Consider the following 14,461-nt stretch of genomic DNA (forward strand, 5'->3'; position numbering starts at 1 on the left):
TTCCTTTACTCCGATTCTTCAATCCAAGCCATCTGGATGGCTTCAAGGATTTTCTCGTTGGATTTGTTAGGGTCGTCGCTGAAACCGTCCAGTTCCATCACCCAAGCGTACAAATCGGTAAAGCGCACATAGCGCGGGTCAACATCCGGGTGCGCCTCAGTGAGCTGGATGGCGATTTCCAGCGTATCCGTCCATTTGATCTCATCCATTGCCTCCCCTCCTAGTGGTGTTCGGAAACCATGTTGATGGTGTATTTCGGAATCTCGATCACGAGGTCTTCATCCGCCACTTTGGCCTGGCAACTGAGGCGCGAATCCGGATCTACGCCCCACGCCTTGTCGAGGTAATCTTCCTCCTGGTCGGTGGCCTCGTCCAGCGAGTCGAAACCTTCACGGATGTAGACATGACAAGTGGTGCAAGCGCAGGATTTTTCGCAGGCGTGTTCGATTTCGATGCCATTTTGCAAGGCTGCATCGCAAATGCTGATGCCGGGTTCAACGTCAATGACTGCGCCTTCCGGACAAATGTCTTCGTGCGGTAAAAAAATCAATTTTGGCATGGCTTATTCCTTGAATTCATCAATCCGGTGCCCGGCCATAGCCGCGCGGATGCTGGCGTTCATGCGGCGCTCGACATAGGCTTCAGCGGCTTTTTCCAGCGCCTTGATGCCGTTTTCGATGGCCTGAAAGTCAGTTCCCTGACGCAGTTCCGCCAGCTTGGCGCGGGCGGCCAGCAGGGTGGCGTGTTCTTCCACAGTCAGCAAAACATCACCGTCGGCTGCGAGGGCAGCATCCAGCGCTTCGAGGGAACGGTCGGCTTCCACCTGCTGTTCACGCAGACGGCGGGCTTCCATGTCCTCACGCGCGTGGGTCATGGAATCGCGCAGCATGGTTTCGATTTCGTTGTCGCTGAGGCCGTAGGAAGGTTTCACTTCCACGCCCGCGCTGACACCGGTGGTTTGTTCCTGTGCCGTGACGTTCAGTAAGCCATCGGCATCCACCTGGAAGGTGACAAGGATACGTGCTGCCCCCGCCACCATCGGTGGAATGTCACGCAGCGAAAACCGCGCCAGCGAACGGCAGGTTTCCACCGTATCGCGTTCGCCTTGCAGGACGTGGATCGACATGGCAGTTTGCCCGTCCTTGAAGGTGGTGAACTCCTGCGCCCGCGCCACCGGAATGGTGGTGTTACGTGGAATGACTTTCTCGACCAGCCCACCCATCATTTCCAGCCCCAGCGACAGCGGGATCACATCCAGCAGCAGCATGTCGGAATCGGGCTTGTTGCCTGCCAATACGTCCGCCTGGATGGCTGCACCAAGAGCCACTACCCGGTCAGGGTCAATATCGACCAGCGGTGGCTTGCCGAAGAATTCGGCCACTTGCTCACGCACAGCAAGGACGCGGGTGGAGCCACCCACCATGACGATATCCTGCACATCTTCCTTTTGCAGGTTGGCGTCGCGCAGGGTGCGGCGGCAAGCCAGCAGGGTTTTCTTGATCAGCGGGGCAACCAGCCCGTTCATGTGGCTGCGGGTCAATTTACCCTGCCAGTCGCCTAAAGCGACCGGCGCACTTTCCGCTTCGGTCAGGGCTTCCTTGGCATTACGCGCGGCCACCATGGCAGTGCGCAATACCACCTGATCGGAACTGCCAACCAAACCCGCTTCCTGCAACAGCCACTCAGCAATCACATGGTCGAAGTCATCGCCACCCAGCGCGGAATCACCGCCAGTAGCCAGCACTTCAAACACGCCTTTGCTCAAACGCAGGATGGAAATATCGAATGTCCCACCGCCCAGGTCGTACACGGCAATAACATCTTCCGCCTTCCGGTCCAGCCCGTAAGCAACCGCTGCCGCCGTCGGCTCGTTCAGCAAGCGGAATACGTTCAAACCAGCCAGTTTGGCAGCATCCTTGGTCGCCTGCCGTTGGGCATCGTCAAAATAGGCGGGAACCGTAATCACCACACCGGTCAGATCGCCACCGAGGGTAACTTCCGCCCGCTGTTTCAACACCCGCAGGATGTCAGCGGACACCTCAACCGCAGACACGGCACCCGCAGCAGTTGCAACACGCGGCACAACAGAATCGCCCGTAACAAACTCATACGGCAAATGCCCCCCGAGCTGTTTTATATCGCCGACCCCACGCCCCATCAGGCGTTTGGCGGAGGCAATCGTATTCAAGGGATCAGCGGTAATCGCGGCCTTGGCGTCATACCCCACAACCGGCACCGCATCCGCCTGATAGCGCACCACGGAAGGCAGCAAATGACGCCCCTGATCATCGGGAAAAGTATCGGCCTGCCCACTACGCACGCTCGCCACCAGCGAATTGGTGGTACCAAGGTCGATACCTGCCGCCAGCCGGTGCTGGTGGGCAGTGGTGGACATGCCGGGTTCTGAAATCTGTAGTAATGCCATGATAGTCCTAGAGGCTGTCTTCCAGACGCTCTTCGCGTTGGCGCAAGTCTTCCAGTAGACGTTCGTAAAAACGCATCTTGAGCATAGTGTCTTTGGCGACGGGGTAGTTTTCCGCAACCCATGCCGCCGCGAAACCTGCCTCCAACTCACCGATGGTGTGGCGGATGTCCGCCCCCACCGCATCCAGCGCGGCAAAGGGGTCAGCCGCCTGCTCAGCGTCTTCCAACGCCTCACGTATTTCCATCTGCTGCATCAGGAAAGCGGGGTCGGACGTAATGTCGCGTTCGTCATTGATTTCCACCCCTGCCAGCGTCAGCAGGTAGCGGGCGCGCAAACGTGGTTGCCGCAGGGTTGCATATGCCTCGTTGAGGAAAGCGGTAATCTGCACCGCCAGCCGCCGTTCCTGGTCACTGCCACTGGCAAAACGGTCGGGGTGGTACTGCGACTGGAGTTCACGGAAACGCCGGGTAAGTGCGCCGTCATCCACCCCAAACTGGCGAGGCAAACCAAACAGCTCGAAGTAATCCCGCTTAAGATCCTGCAACATCATCAAACAGTGAAGCTCTCACCACAACCACAACGCGCCTTCTCATTGGGGTTAGTAAACTTGAAACCTTCGTTCAAACCTTCTTTCGCATAATCGACTTCGGTTCCATCCAGATACACCAGCGCTTTGGGGTCAACGATCACCTTGACGCCATTGCTTTCGAACACAGTATCTTCATTCTGAAGCTCGTCCACAAACTCCATGACGTAGGCCATCCCGGAGCAACCATTGGTTTTGACACCAAGACGTAACCCCATGCCTTTGCCACGGTTGGCAAGGAATTTGGCTACGCGGTCAGCAGCGGTTTCAGTCAGGGTAATCATGTCATGTCTCCTGTCGCTTGCTTACTGTTGCTGCTTCTTCTGGTAATCTTCGATCGCGGTACGGATAGCATCTTCCGCCAGTACCGAACAATGCACCTTGACCGGCGGCAGATCCAACTCAGCGGCGATGTCAGTGTTCTTGATGGCCCTGGCTTCATCCAGCGTCTTGCCCTTGACCCACTCGGTCAGCAGGCTGGAGGAGGCAATCGCGGAACCACAACCGTAAGTCTTGAACTTGGCGTCTTCAATAATGCCCTGCTCGTTGACCTTGATTTGCAGTTTCATCACGTCGCCGCAGGCAGGCGCACCTACCATGCCAGTACCAATGTTCACATCGGCCTTGTTGAAGCTGCCCACATTGCGTGGATTTTCGTAATGGTCAATGACCTTTTCACCGTATGCCATAGCTATCTACCTCTCAAACAAATCTTAATGCGAAACCCATTCAACCTTGCTCAGGTCGATGCCTTCCTTGAACATTTCCCACAGCGGGGAGAGTTCACGCAATTTGTCGACTGCAATATGGATGCGTTCAATCGCATAGTCAACTTCCTCTACTGTGCTGAAACGCCCCATCGACAAACGCAGGGAACTGTGCGCCAGTTCATCGCTACGCCCCAACGCACGCAGCACGTAACTCGGCTCCAGACTGGAGCTGGTGCAGGCGGAACCGGAAGACATAGCCAGCCCTTTCAGCGACATCATCAGGCTTTCACCTTCCACGTAGTTGAAGCTGATGTTCAGGATACCGGCCACCCGATGTTCCAGATCACCGTTGACATAATGCTCTTCAATGTTTCTCAGGCCATTATACAACCGATTGCGCAACATCAGGATGCGGTCGTTTTCGGCATTCATTTCTTCGCGGGCAATGCGGAAGGCTTCGCCCATGCCGACGATCTGGTGGGTCGGCAATGTCCCGGAACGCATCCCGCGCTCGTGGCCACCGCCGTGCATCTGCGCTTCGATACGCACACGCGGCTTGCGGCGCACGTACAGCGCGCCAATGCCTTTCGGGCCGTAAATCTTGTGGGCGGAAAAGCTCATCATGTCAACCTTGAGCTTTTCCATGTCAATCGGCACTTTGCCTGCGCTTTGCGCCGCATCGACGTGGAACACGGTCTTGTTGGCACGGCACATTTCACCAATGGCAGCGATGTCCTGAATCACGCCGATTTCGTTGTTGACGTGCATGATGGAAACCACCGTGGTGTCTTCGCGCATGGCGTCTTTCAGCTTGTTCAGGTCGATCAGGCCGTTCGGCTCAGGGTCGAGATAGGTCACTTCAAAACCTTCACGCTCCAGCTGGCGGCAGGTATCCAGCACCGCCTTGTGCTCGGTTTTGCAGGTGATAATGTGCTTGCCACGACGCTCGTTGAAATGCGCAGCACCCTTGATGGCCAGGTTGTCGGATTCGGTGGCACCGCTGGTCCAGACAATCTCCTTGGGGTCGGCATTGATCAGGTCAGCAACATGCACGCGGGCTTGCTCCACCGCTTCTTCCGCTCCCCAGCCAAAAGCATGGCTTTTGGAAGCCGGGTTGCCAAATACACCGTCCAGCGTCAGGTATTGCATCATTTTCTCGGCAACACGCGGGTCAACCGGGGTAGTCGCGGCGTAATCGAAATAGATGGGCGTTTTCAGTTCACTCATGGGGGCTTGTCCTGCACTGGCGTTTTAGTGGGAATGTGAATGGGAGACGAAATCAATGCGCTTGCGGTTTTGGCGGTCGGCGGTTTCCTGCACGTCCAGCCGTGAAGTCATGTCCGCCAGGGTAATTTCGGACAGGAACACACGAATCTGGTTGCTCAAATCCATCCACAAATCATGGGTCAGGCAACGCTTGTTGTCCTGGCAATCGCCGAGGCCGCCACAACGGGTGGCATCCACATGCTCATCAACCGCGCTGATAATGTCGGCAACCACAATATTTTCGGGCGCGCCATTGAGCTGGTAACCACCGCCTGGCCCGCGCATACTAACCACCAGACCGGCCTTGCGCAGCTTGGCAAACAGTTGCTCCAGGTAGGAAAGTGATATATCCTGCCTTTCCGATATTTCAGCCAGCGATACAGGGTTTTCGCCATTGTGCAGCGCCAAATCCAGCATCGCAGTCACCGCGTAACGTCCCTTGGTCGTCAATTTCATAATCAATGCTCTCCATTCAGGATGAAGTCATCCTAACAATACCCGACAAAACTAGTCAAGTATTAGGGTTTTGACTATCCCTTTTGGATGAGCCAGAAATACCACCTTCAGCCTGCTCTTCACCAAAACCTTCCGCCACCAGTTCCGGCAACGGCGTCACTTCCAGAACCCCGCCCAGCCGGTGTATTTCCTCGCACAATTTATCCATGCGTTCATCCATCTGGTGGATGTGGTCGAGCATCCGGTTGACAGCATTGGCTACCGGGTCAGGCATGTCCTGGGTCGCACCGTAGGCGTCGAAACCCATTTTCTGGGCGATTTCCTCGCGGCGCTTTTCATGCAGTTTGCGCGGCGTGACCACCTTGCCGGGAATGCCAACGACAGTAGCGCCTTCCGGCACATCTTTCACCACTACCGCGTTGGAGCCAATCCGCGCACCGTTGGCCAAGGTAATGGGGCCGAGGATTTTCGCGCCCGCGCCAATCACCACATCATTGCCAAGCGTGGGGTGGCGCTTGCCTTTCTGCCAACTGGTGCCGCCCAGGGTAACGCCGTGATAGAGGGTGCAATCGTCGCCAATTTCAGCCGTTTCGCCGATCACCACGCCCATGCCGTGGTCGATGAAAAAACGCCTGCCAATGGTTGCGCCGGGGTGGATTTCAATCCCGGTGAACCAGCGGGCGACATTGGATAGCACCCTTGCGAACCATTTGAAACCCTGCTCCCACAACCAATGGCTGATGCGGTGAATAATAATGGCATGGATGCCGGGGTACGTGGTGATGATTTCAAAGACATAGCGGGCGGCGGGGTCACGCTCGAAAATGCAGTAAATGTCTTCGCGGATGCGGCTAAACATACGACGCCTCAAACAGTTGCGGAATCAGGTTGCGTAGTATGCCTGCATCGGCAGTTTGACGCCAATCGTGGGGTTTGGCGGTCATTACAACGCCCCACCCCGCCCCCGCAGCCAGCCGGTAATGCTGAAACGTTCCCGCCGGGCAGGCATCACTTCGTGCCAGAAACGGGTACTGAGGAACAATGCCAGCGTACCCGCATGGGGAAATATATCGAGGTAATCGCCACCATTGTCGCCGGAGGTGTAAAACCGCAATTGCCCACCGTCACATTCCTGCCAACCCTCATTCAAATACAACACTGCGGTCAGCAAACGGGCGCTGGTTCCGCGAAAATTATCCACATGCGGTTTGTAGAAAGCCCCCGGCGGGTACACCGCAAAGTGGGATTCAAACTCATGCAAGCCCATGTACAACAGGCGGTTAAGGTTCTGGCGTAGTACTTCGATGAAAGCCTGGTAATCAGCCAACGCCCCGCTGCTGGCGCGCTCCAGCCACTGCACCTGGTCGCTGCGTACCGCTTCGTTGATATTCAGCGCTTGCCCACGGCCAATACCGGCGGCGTGAAACCCTCCTACCTGCCACTGTGCCTGGGCTTGCGTCCGCAATTCGCGCACATCGCCCAGCGACAAAAATTTCGGCAATACAATCCACCCTGTGTCAGCCAAGGCATCCGCAATCCGCTCCAGTTGTTCTTCCATCAGCGTTTCAGCCCCAGCCCACGCGCCAGCCGCGATTGCTGTTGACGCATCCCCATGCCTTGCCGCGCATTCCAGTGGCGCAGCGGCGCAATCCGGTCAACCGCCAGTAACCCCGCCGCGCGTGCATGAGCTAACGGCGCAAAATCGTTGGAAAATACCCGTACCAGCGTATCGGTGTAGCGCAACACTCCCTGCTGGTCTGGTTCCCGCAGCGTCTGGTAACGCGCCAGCAATTCCGCCGCTCCGGGGTCACCTCCCACCAACGCCGCCTCCGCCAGCAACTCCGCCAGTTGCGCCACATCCCGCAGCCCCAAGTTCAAACCTTGCCCCGATACCGGGTGTAGCGCGTGGGAAGCATTACCGATCACCACCGCGCGCCCCGCCACTTCCCGGACAGCTTTCTGCAACACCAGCGGATAAGCGGCGCGTTGCCCAACCCGGGTAAACATGCCCTGCCGGTAGCCAAACTCCAGCTGCAACCGATGCAGGAAACCTGCATCATCCAGCGCCAGGGTAGCGGCAACATCCTCATCACGGTGCGTCCAGACCAGCGAATAACGCCCTTCAGTCAGGGGCAGCAAAGCCAAGGGGCCATTGGAGGTGAAACGTTCGTAGGCGGTATTGCGGTGCGGTTCGGCGGTGGTGACATTGGCAATCAGCGCAGTCTGGTGGTATTCACGGCGGCTGGTTTCGATCCCCAAGGCTTCGCGCACGCCGGAATCGCGCCCATCCGACACCACCAGCAGGCGCGTTTCCAGCGTGTCGGCCACACCCTCACGTTCAATGCTGACCTGCACCCGGTCAGCCAGTTGTTCCACCTGAAAAACCTTGGCCGGAACGATCAGTTCAACGTCACCCTCTGCCAGCTCTTGGTACAGCAGCTTGCCCAGTACCCGGCTTTCCACCACGTAACCCAGTGCAGGCACGTTTTCCTCACGGGCTTCCAGCCGGGTAACGCCGAAATGCCCACGGTCGGAAATATGGATGTGCTCAATGCTTTCCACACCAGAACGCAGCTTGCCCCACAAGCCCATGCCCTGATAGATGCGGCTGGAACCATACGAGAGCGCAATGGAACGGTCATCGTAGCTGGGCTGTTCCGCCACCCCAAAGTTGAATGCTTCGATCAGGCCAACTTTCAGCTGCAAGGGCTTGAGCGCCACTGCCAAGCTTGCGCCCACCATGCCGCCACCCACGATCAAGACATCAAACATCCCGTTTCTCCCACTGGAATCATGCACCCATCGTTGGGTAAAGCTGGTCACCTGTCAAGCACTCTGCATTTCCGATAAAACGATATATAATCCAGATAAAGAGACAAGAATCCCATAGCATATTTCGTAACAGAGGGGCGCGAAATATACCCGGTTCAAGTGATTACCTTGTCGACATTTCCAGCATAGGCTAGAGGCTCACTTGTTCACACCAACCCCAAGCGAGAGGAAGTACCCCATGCGTAACAAACAAATGGGCATGTTGTTGCAAGATCCATCCGTGCCTGACCTGCATCAGGAATACCTGTTTTCACTGGAAACTGACTACCTTGCCGGAATGGGCTCCAGCAAACTGACGGTGCGCGACGCTGATGAGTGGGATAACCCGCTCTATCAGGGACTGGACTGGGCGAATACCGACCTGTCTTTCGCCACCATGAACGTCAAAGGCGATTTCATCGACAACCCCCAGTTCCACCAGGTCAATGTGTTTGCCGTGGCAGCACACACACTGGAGCTGGTGGAACGCGCCATCGGTCGGGAGATGAAGTGGAAAAACAACGCGCCACTGGTAATCCGCCCACACGCTTTCAATGATGCCAATGCCTACTATGACCCGATGTCGCCATCCCTCAATTTCGGCTCGTTCAACTCGCCGTTCCGGCGTGCGCCCATCTGGACCTGCCTGTCCCACGACGTGGTAACGCACGAGCTGGGGCACGCCATCCTCGATTCCTTCCGCCCGGATTTCATCTTTTCCGAGGAAGTCGATACCGGCGCGCTGCACGAATCGTTTGGCGACCTGGTTGCCCTGTTTGCCGCCCTCAGCCACAAGCCGGTAGTGGAACGCCTGTTTGCCGAATCCGGTGGCGACATGATGAACCCCAACCTGACCAGCGGACTGGCAGAAGAATTTGGCATCGGCCTGTGGGGCGTCAGCTTCCCGTTCCTGCGTTCCGCCCTGAAAGGCCCCAATTATGACGAAGCACCGTGGGAAATCCACGACCGCTCCACCGTCTGGACAGCCGCGCTGTATGAAATCCTCGCCACGCTGGTAAAACAGGCATTGTCGCCCGAAGTCATGGAAACCCTCTCCAGCTCGCCCACCACCAACCGGGCAGCCGTACAGATGGACATCATGCAACAAGCTCCCCTCAAACAGCCGCGCGCCCCCGAATTTGAAGCCTTCTACGCCCAGCCAGAAGTCCGCAACAACTTTGACACCTTCTACGACGCCATCGTCAAAGCCAGCGAACGGGTCAAGGGCATGATGCTGCGCGCCTTGCAAGATGTCCCCCCCACCGGCGTTACCTTGCTGACCTTGGCACGGGTACTGTACAACGCTGACGCCCGCCTGTTCCCGGACGATGCCAATCCGCGTGAGGTTGCCAAGGAAGTGTTCCAGCGCCGCATGTTGTGGTCGGAAGACATTGACCTGAGCGCCCCCGGTGGCCTCGGCCCACAGCTGGAAGAACCCGCCCATGCCGGTAACGCCGCCCTGATGCAAGCCGTTTACGAGAATGCCGACGCGCTGCGCATCCCGCTCGGCGAAGGCGCGCGCATCCTCAACGCCCGCGTCAGCACCGTCAGCCGCACCCTTGACGCCGCCGGTGAACAGCGCGGAGCCGGCATCAAAAGCGTAACCGAGCGCTACCTGTATTTCACCTATGAAACCTTGCAGGAATCCTGCTTCCCCACCCCGGACGGCGGCTTTGCCATGGGCATGGTCAGTATCCTCAAAGGCGGCACACTGGTGATGGATGAAGACTGGAACGACATCCAGCTCACCACCGACCCTGACCTGTGGATTACCCCGGAAGAAGACGGGGGGGATATCCCACCAGAAGGCGATAGCGTCGGCGCGCGCATGGTGCGGCGGGCAAAAAACCGTTTCGTCCGCATCAACCGGCGGGCGCTGCGGGCATACCGCGACGGCTTGGTGGATGCCCACGGCCACTTGCCGAGCGGTGAACTGGCGCTGCCGTTCAAAGTGGTGAGGCAATCCAGCGGCGCGGGCAGGCTGATCCGCCACCGTTGCCATTTGAAAGAGCACTTGCTGGGCATTGCTGGCAAGCATGGGGGGTTCCCGTTCAAGGTGGATTGAAGAAAACCCTTCACCCCTAGCCCCCTCTCCCCCAAAGGGAGAGGGGGAGCGAGAAAGACGCCCCTTAAGCAGTAGCATTTACCGCACTATTCGCCTTTTCGTGGCGGGATTCCCTATAATGCGCCCCAATCCATGCCAAGAGAGGAAAAAATCGTGCGCATCCGCCTGAAAACCAAATGGAACAAACAGGAACGTGAAGTTTCGCTGGAAGATACCGTCGGCGTACTGGCCTTCAATACCTGGAAAGTCGGGATGCAGGCGCTGCTGGAAATCGAAAACGAAAACTTCCAGACCGACACCCAAATGCAGCGGGTGATGGTGATGGAAGAAATCATGGCGTTCATGATCCACGTACTCGACCGCATTGCCCACGACGTGCTGAATGACGAAGACCGCGCCGCCCTGATCACTACGTTCGCCCTGAAAATTGCTGACCATGTGCAGGATAATGCACGTGATTTTGGTGGCCCCGGCGATTACCGCAACCCCTTCATCAACAAGCTGAACCAGCGCATGGGTGATTATGCGGAAACATCCTGGGGCAAGGTCGGGCAGGAACCGGGCTTTTCCATGGGGTTGATGTTCGGCAACTTCATCGCCGAAGCGCTTGGCCCGCGTGACCGCAAATGGGTGTTGGACTACATCCAGCGGGTGTTAATGCCCGAGATCCTCAGCACCTACAAGAAAGTGATTGCACGGCTGGGTTTCCTACAACCACCGGACATGGCTTAACGCAAGTTAGCAATAAGTTGTAAAACTGCAAAAACCGTTGATGACCAAAATAGTGAGGGGACGTTGCTCCTCTTCTTCCGGCCCGGTCTGCCCCGGCAACCCGGAACAGGCGGAAATCAGGAATAGAACAAGGAATATGGGTAGCCTAAACACTTTCATTGTGTGAATCCGTCGCAATTATCGTTTTCCAGAGTGTAGCGGATTCGATACAGGCGTGGGAAGTAGGCAACAAAACCCACTTCCCGGTAAGCATTACCAGGCAATAAACCCAGCCACCTTGTCGGCCAACTCATCGGCATACAGATCAAGGAAGAAATGATCCGCGCCATCCACGGTCTCAACCGTCAGGTTATCCTGCTTGACGCCTGCCAGCTTGGCGGGCAAATCAGCCACCACATCATCTTCAGACCCCACCACAATCAGCATCGGCTTATGGATTTTAGGCAGCAGGTTAGGGGTATTCTTGCGTTCGTCGTCGCTATAGTAAGAAACGATACTGGCAGCCGTCGCCTTGGCGTTTTCACAATAGACAAAACCAGGGACTTCCAGCGGGATTTCACCCTTGCCCTCTTCCACCAGTTTGCTGGCTTCGGCCATGATGTCCGCCAGCGGCTTTTTGTAGCGTTCTTCGTATTCCTTGCTGGTCTTGTCAGCATCAGCAGTGGCTGGCGCTACCATCACCACTTTTTCCAGCAGGCCGGTATCTTTTTCGGCTGCGTACCAGGCAACTTGATTGCCGCCACGGGAATGCCCGAGTAACGCGACTTTGCCAGCGCCCTGATCTTTCAGCCAGTTCATCCAGGTATCCAGTTCGGTCACGGCGTCTTCGTGTTTGTGCTTATGTTCGATGCTGCAATCCAACATTTCAGAGGGGCGCTGGTCGATGCCGAAGCTGAGGTTGACGCTGAGGGTGTTGTAGCCTTTTTCCTTTAACAGGCCAGCCAAAGACTGCATGATTTCCATCTTGTTGTTGGCCAACGTGCCATGCAACATCATGATGACGCCATCCTTGACGGTTTTACCTTCCGCCAGTTCCAGATCGGCACGCAAGGTGGTGTCACCCTGCTTGACGGTGACTTCTTCGGCGTGAAGGCTGGAAAATGCCGTCAGCAACGGCAACAGAATAATGCTGGCAACTCGACTCAAGGGCTTCATGGTTTCCTCCGGAAATTGTTTTGTCGTGCTGACGAAGTTTAGATACCCATCGCCCGCTTCGCCATCTCATATTTCAGGAAACCCATGCGGTTGACAAGATTCAACCCCGAATTACGGAGAATTTTCCACGGCGTCAGGGTGTTGCCGAACAACAGGCGGAAGCCTTCCATCGCTTTCTGGGTCAGCACGTTGTCGCCCCGGCGGGCGCGTTCGTAGGCGCGCAAGACTCGCAGGCTGCCGATGTCGCCGTGCGCCTGGTGGATCTGCGCCGCCAGTTCCACCGCATCCTTGATGCCCAAATTGACGCCCTGCCCCGCCAGCGGGTGAATGGTGTGGGCGGCATCCCCCACCAGCGCGATGCGTTCCAGAATATAAGGCTCGGCATGGCGGCCACGCAGGGAAAAAGCAGCGCGTTCGCCAACGGCGGTGATTTCACCCAAGCGATAATCCAGCGCCTGCGCCAATTCGCGGCAGAAACTGGCTTCATCCAGCATCACCAGCGCATCGGCACGGTCGGCAGGTAGCGTCCAGACGATTGAACAGGAGCCGCCCCCTAATGGCAGAAAGGCTAACGGGCCGTTTGGCATAAAGCGCTGCCAGGCTGTTTCCTGATGGGGAAACTCGGTTTGCACCACGCAAACCAGCCCTTTCTGACCGTAGTCGTTGGTTTCCAGCCCGATACCAGCAAGCTGGCGTACTTCGGATTGTGCCCCATCCGCCCCCACCAACAGCTTTGCCTGCAACACCGTGCCACTTTGCAGGGTTACCTCAATGGCGTCCGGGTTGACAGAAAAAGTAGCCAGCTTGTCAGGGCAATACAGGTCAACGTTTGCCTGTGCGTTGATGGCATCCAGCAAGGCCAGCTGAATCACCCGGTTTTCGACAATATGCCCAAGATCAGGCTCACCCAGATCGGCAGCATCGAAACGGATTTCACCATCGCCGGTCGCATCCCACACGAACATGGCTTCATACGGCGTAGCGCGGCGGGCTGCAACGCCAACCCATGCCCCGGCATTGACCAATGCCCGTTGCGAGGCACGGCTAATGGCGGATACCCGCAAGTCATAAGGGTCGGAGGGGGAAAACGCCTGTGGCTGATGCGCTTCCAGCACAGCCACGCGCAAACCCACATTGCCCAGCAGACAAGCCAGCGTGGAACCTACCATTCCACCACCGGCAATGATGACATCGTATTGTGTTGGCATGTTCGATCCTTCTTCAGACGGAGCCTTTTCCAATATGAAATGAGCCTGAAACAGCTGCTTGATCCCAGCATACAGTGAGCCAGGAAGTTTGAGTTTACCTGTTCACCGTCAGGAGATGAAGACAGCCATGAATCTCGATGAACCGTAGCAAATACTGGGCATACCCCATAAATCAGCGTGGTTATTTGGCAAGGTGACTTGAGAGCACCGGTCAGGTTGGCTAGACTCAGTGCGCTTGTCAACCATCAACAACGAGGGGCAAAACCGTGAAAGATCCAGTCGTCATTATCGGTATCGGGGAAATCGGGGCAGTCTTCGCACGCGGCTTCCTGCGCACCGGGCATCCCGTTTACCCAGTTACCCGCGATATGGATATGCAAACACAATGCAGCCACATCCCCGAGCCTGCCGTCGTCATCGCCGCCGTGGGTGAGACCGATCTGCACCCGACCCTGGCAAACCTCCCCGATGCCTGGAAACCCCGCGTCGCCCTGATCCAGAACGAATTGCTACCCGCCGACTGGCAACGTCACGGCCTGGCTAACCCCACCGTGATTTCGGTCTGGTTCGAGAAAAAGAAGGGGCAGGATGTCAAAATCGTGGTTCCCTCCCCGGTTTACGGCGAACATGCCGAACTGTTAACCGGCAGCCTGAATGCGCTGGATATTCCCGCGTATCTGGTGCATGATCAGGAACAATTATTATTCGAGCTGGTGCGCAAGAACTACTACATCCTGACAAGCAATATTGCAGGGCTGAAAGTCGGGGGCAATGTCAGCGGCCTTTGGGCAAACCACGAACCTCTGGTGCGCGCAGTTGCAAGCGACATCCATACCTTGCAGGAACACCTGACCGGCCAAAAGCTGGATCATGAGGAACTGTTGCAAGCCATGTTGACCGCATTTGAGGGCGACCCCCAGCACCAGTGCATGGGGCGCAGCGCGCCCGCGCGGTTGCAACGTGCCTTGCAAATTGCCGATGGTGCGGGTTTGGAAGTTCCGGCCTTGCGTGAAATCGCCGCCAGCCGACAGTAAACGGACAACAGGT

Annotated in this window: 16 protein-coding genes; 3 read left to right on the forward strand and 13 right to left on the reverse strand. The window is 56.9% G+C overall.

What is annotated here, in order from left to right:
* Positions 1-5 precede the first annotated feature (5 nt).
* The 11 genes from iscX to ubiH all read right to left on the reverse strand — a co-directional run bounded on the left by iscX (position 6) and on the right by ubiH (position 8,215).
* Positions 6-209, reverse strand: coding sequence for a Fe-S cluster assembly protein IscX (gene iscX / locus THINI_RS06355; protein ID WP_002707829.1), 204 nt, complete (start codon positions 207-209; stop codon positions 6-8).
* 11 nt (positions 210-220) lie between these two features.
* On the reverse strand, positions 221-559 hold the full coding sequence (gene fdx, locus THINI_RS06360; RefSeq protein WP_002707830.1) for an ISC system 2Fe-2S type ferredoxin: 339 nt from the start codon (positions 557-559) through the stop codon (positions 221-223).
* A 3-nt stretch (positions 560-562) separates the two neighbouring features.
* Positions 563-2,425, reverse strand: coding sequence for a Fe-S protein assembly chaperone HscA (gene hscA / locus THINI_RS06365; RefSeq protein WP_002707831.1), 1,863 nt, complete (start codon positions 2,423-2,425; stop codon positions 563-565).
* Between the two features lie 7 nt (positions 2,426-2,432).
* Complete coding sequence (hscB, locus tag THINI_RS06370) at positions 2,433-2,975, reverse strand: Fe-S protein assembly co-chaperone HscB (RefSeq protein WP_002707832.1); 543 nt, start codon at positions 2,973-2,975, stop codon at positions 2,433-2,435.
* Positions 2,975-3,295, reverse strand: coding sequence for an iron-sulfur cluster assembly protein IscA (gene iscA, locus THINI_RS06375; protein WP_002707833.1), 321 nt, complete (start codon positions 3,293-3,295; stop codon positions 2,975-2,977). Before iscA ends, hscB begins: the two co-directional genes overlap by 1 nt.
* 21 nt (positions 3,296-3,316) lie before the next feature.
* Positions 3,317-3,700: a Fe-S cluster assembly scaffold IscU gene (gene iscU, locus THINI_RS06380; protein ID WP_002707834.1), complete on the reverse strand. Its 384-nt coding sequence runs from the start codon at positions 3,698-3,700 to the stop codon at positions 3,317-3,319.
* Positions 3,701-3,724: 24 nt separating this feature from the next.
* Positions 3,725-4,948 (reverse strand): IscS subfamily cysteine desulfurase, encoded by a 1,224-nt coding sequence (locus THINI_RS06385; RefSeq protein ID WP_002707835.1) that lies wholly within the window; start codon positions 4,946-4,948, stop codon positions 3,725-3,727.
* Between the two features lie 24 nt (positions 4,949-4,972).
* Positions 4,973-5,443, reverse strand: coding sequence for an Rrf2 family transcriptional regulator (locus tag THINI_RS06390; protein WP_002707836.1), 471 nt, complete (start codon positions 5,441-5,443; stop codon positions 4,973-4,975).
* 55 nt (positions 5,444-5,498) lie between these two features.
* Positions 5,499-6,302, reverse strand: coding sequence for a serine O-acetyltransferase (gene cysE, locus THINI_RS06395; protein WP_002707837.1), 804 nt, complete (start codon positions 6,300-6,302; stop codon positions 5,499-5,501).
* A gap of 84 nt (positions 6,303-6,386) precedes the next feature.
* Complete coding sequence (locus THINI_RS06400) at positions 6,387-7,001, reverse strand: 2OG-Fe(II) oxygenase (RefSeq protein ID WP_002707838.1); 615 nt, start codon at positions 6,999-7,001, stop codon at positions 6,387-6,389.
* Positions 7,001-8,215 (reverse strand): 2-octaprenyl-6-methoxyphenyl hydroxylase, encoded by a 1,215-nt coding sequence (ubiH, locus tag THINI_RS06405; protein ID WP_002707839.1) that lies wholly within the window; start codon positions 8,213-8,215, stop codon positions 7,001-7,003. Before ubiH ends, THINI_RS06400 begins: the two co-directional genes overlap by 1 nt.
* Positions 8,216-8,453: 238 nt before the next feature.
* Between ubiH and THINI_RS06410 the strand changes: the two genes are divergently transcribed.
* Positions 8,454-10,319, forward strand: a complete 1,866-nt coding sequence (locus THINI_RS06410) for a gluzincin family metallopeptidase (RefSeq protein WP_002707840.1) — start codon at positions 8,454-8,456, stop codon at positions 10,317-10,319.
* Between the two features lie 132 nt (positions 10,320-10,451).
* The gene (locus THINI_RS06415) at positions 10,452-11,051 is read left to right on the forward strand and encodes a hypothetical protein (RefSeq protein WP_245536580.1); all 600 of its coding nucleotides are present in this window, start codon (positions 10,452-10,454) and stop codon (positions 11,049-11,051) included.
* A 252-nt stretch (positions 11,052-11,303) separates the two neighbouring features.
* On the opposite strand, the gene THINI_RS06420 is transcribed toward THINI_RS06415, so the two are convergent.
* Together THINI_RS06420 and THINI_RS06425 are read right to left on the reverse strand one after the other, a co-directional pair.
* The gene (locus tag THINI_RS06420) at positions 11,304-12,206 is read right to left on the reverse strand and encodes an alpha/beta hydrolase (RefSeq protein WP_002707843.1); all 903 of its coding nucleotides are present in this window, start codon (positions 12,204-12,206) and stop codon (positions 11,304-11,306) included.
* 38 nt (positions 12,207-12,244) lie between these two features.
* Positions 12,245-13,414 (reverse strand): UbiH/UbiF/VisC/COQ6 family ubiquinone biosynthesis hydroxylase, encoded by a 1,170-nt coding sequence (locus THINI_RS06425; RefSeq protein ID WP_002707844.1) that lies wholly within the window; start codon positions 13,412-13,414, stop codon positions 12,245-12,247.
* Between the two features lie 266 nt (positions 13,415-13,680).
* Between THINI_RS06425 and THINI_RS06430 the strand changes: the two genes are divergently transcribed.
* Complete coding sequence (locus THINI_RS06430) at positions 13,681-14,448, forward strand: hypothetical protein (protein ID WP_002707845.1); 768 nt, start codon at positions 13,681-13,683, stop codon at positions 14,446-14,448.
* The last annotated feature ends 13 nt before the right edge of the window (positions 14,449-14,461 follow it).

It is taken from the genome of Thiothrix nivea DSM 5205, assembly GCF_000260135.1.
Taxonomy (GTDB): domain Bacteria; phylum Pseudomonadota; class Gammaproteobacteria; order Thiotrichales; family Thiotrichaceae; genus Thiothrix; species Thiothrix nivea.

Bases quoted from the DNA above. Each gene is read 5' to 3' on its own strand.
- iscX (WP_002707829.1), bottom strand. From the start codon at position 209: ATGGATGAGATCAAATGGACGGATACGCTGGAAATCGCCATCCAGCTC.
- fdx (WP_002707830.1), bottom strand. From the start codon at position 559: ATGCCAAAATTGATTTTTTTACCGCACGAAGACATTTGTCCGGAAGGC.
- hscA (WP_002707831.1), bottom strand. From the start codon at position 2,425: ATGGCATTACTACAGATTTCAGAACCCGGCATGTCCACCACTGCCCAC.
- hscB (WP_002707832.1), bottom strand. From the start codon at position 2,975: ATGATGTTGCAGGATCTTAAGCGGGATTACTTCGAGCTGTTTGGTTTG.
- iscA (WP_002707833.1), bottom strand. From the start codon at position 3,295: ATGATTACCCTGACTGAAACCGCTGCTGACCGCGTAGCCAAATTCCTT.
- iscU (WP_002707834.1), bottom strand. From the start codon at position 3,700: ATGGCATACGGTGAAAAGGTCATTGACCATTACGAAAATCCACGCAAT.
- THINI_RS06385 (WP_002707835.1), bottom strand. From the start codon at position 4,948: ATGAGTGAACTGAAAACGCCCATCTATTTCGATTACGCCGCGACTACC.
- THINI_RS06390 (WP_002707836.1), bottom strand. From the start codon at position 5,443: ATGAAATTGACGACCAAGGGACGTTACGCGGTGACTGCGATGCTGGAT.
- cysE (WP_002707837.1), bottom strand. From the start codon at position 6,302: ATGTTTAGCCGCATCCGCGAAGACATTTACTGCATTTTCGAGCGTGAC.
- THINI_RS06400 (WP_002707838.1), bottom strand. From the start codon at position 7,001: ATGGAAGAACAACTGGAGCGGATTGCGGATGCCTTGGCTGACACAGGG.
- ubiH (WP_002707839.1), bottom strand. From the start codon at position 8,215: ATGTTTGATGTCTTGATCGTGGGTGGCGGCATGGTGGGCGCAAGCTTG.
- THINI_RS06410 (WP_002707840.1), top strand. From the start codon at position 8,454: ATGCGTAACAAACAAATGGGCATGTTGTTGCAAGATCCATCCGTGCCT.
- THINI_RS06415 (WP_245536580.1), top strand. From the start codon at position 10,452: ATGCCAAGAGAGGAAAAAATCGTGCGCATCCGCCTGAAAACCAAATGG.
- THINI_RS06420 (WP_002707843.1), bottom strand. From the start codon at position 12,206: ATGAAGCCCTTGAGTCGAGTTGCCAGCATTATTCTGTTGCCGTTGCTG.
- THINI_RS06425 (WP_002707844.1), bottom strand. From the start codon at position 13,414: ATGCCAACACAATACGATGTCATCATTGCCGGTGGTGGAATGGTAGGT.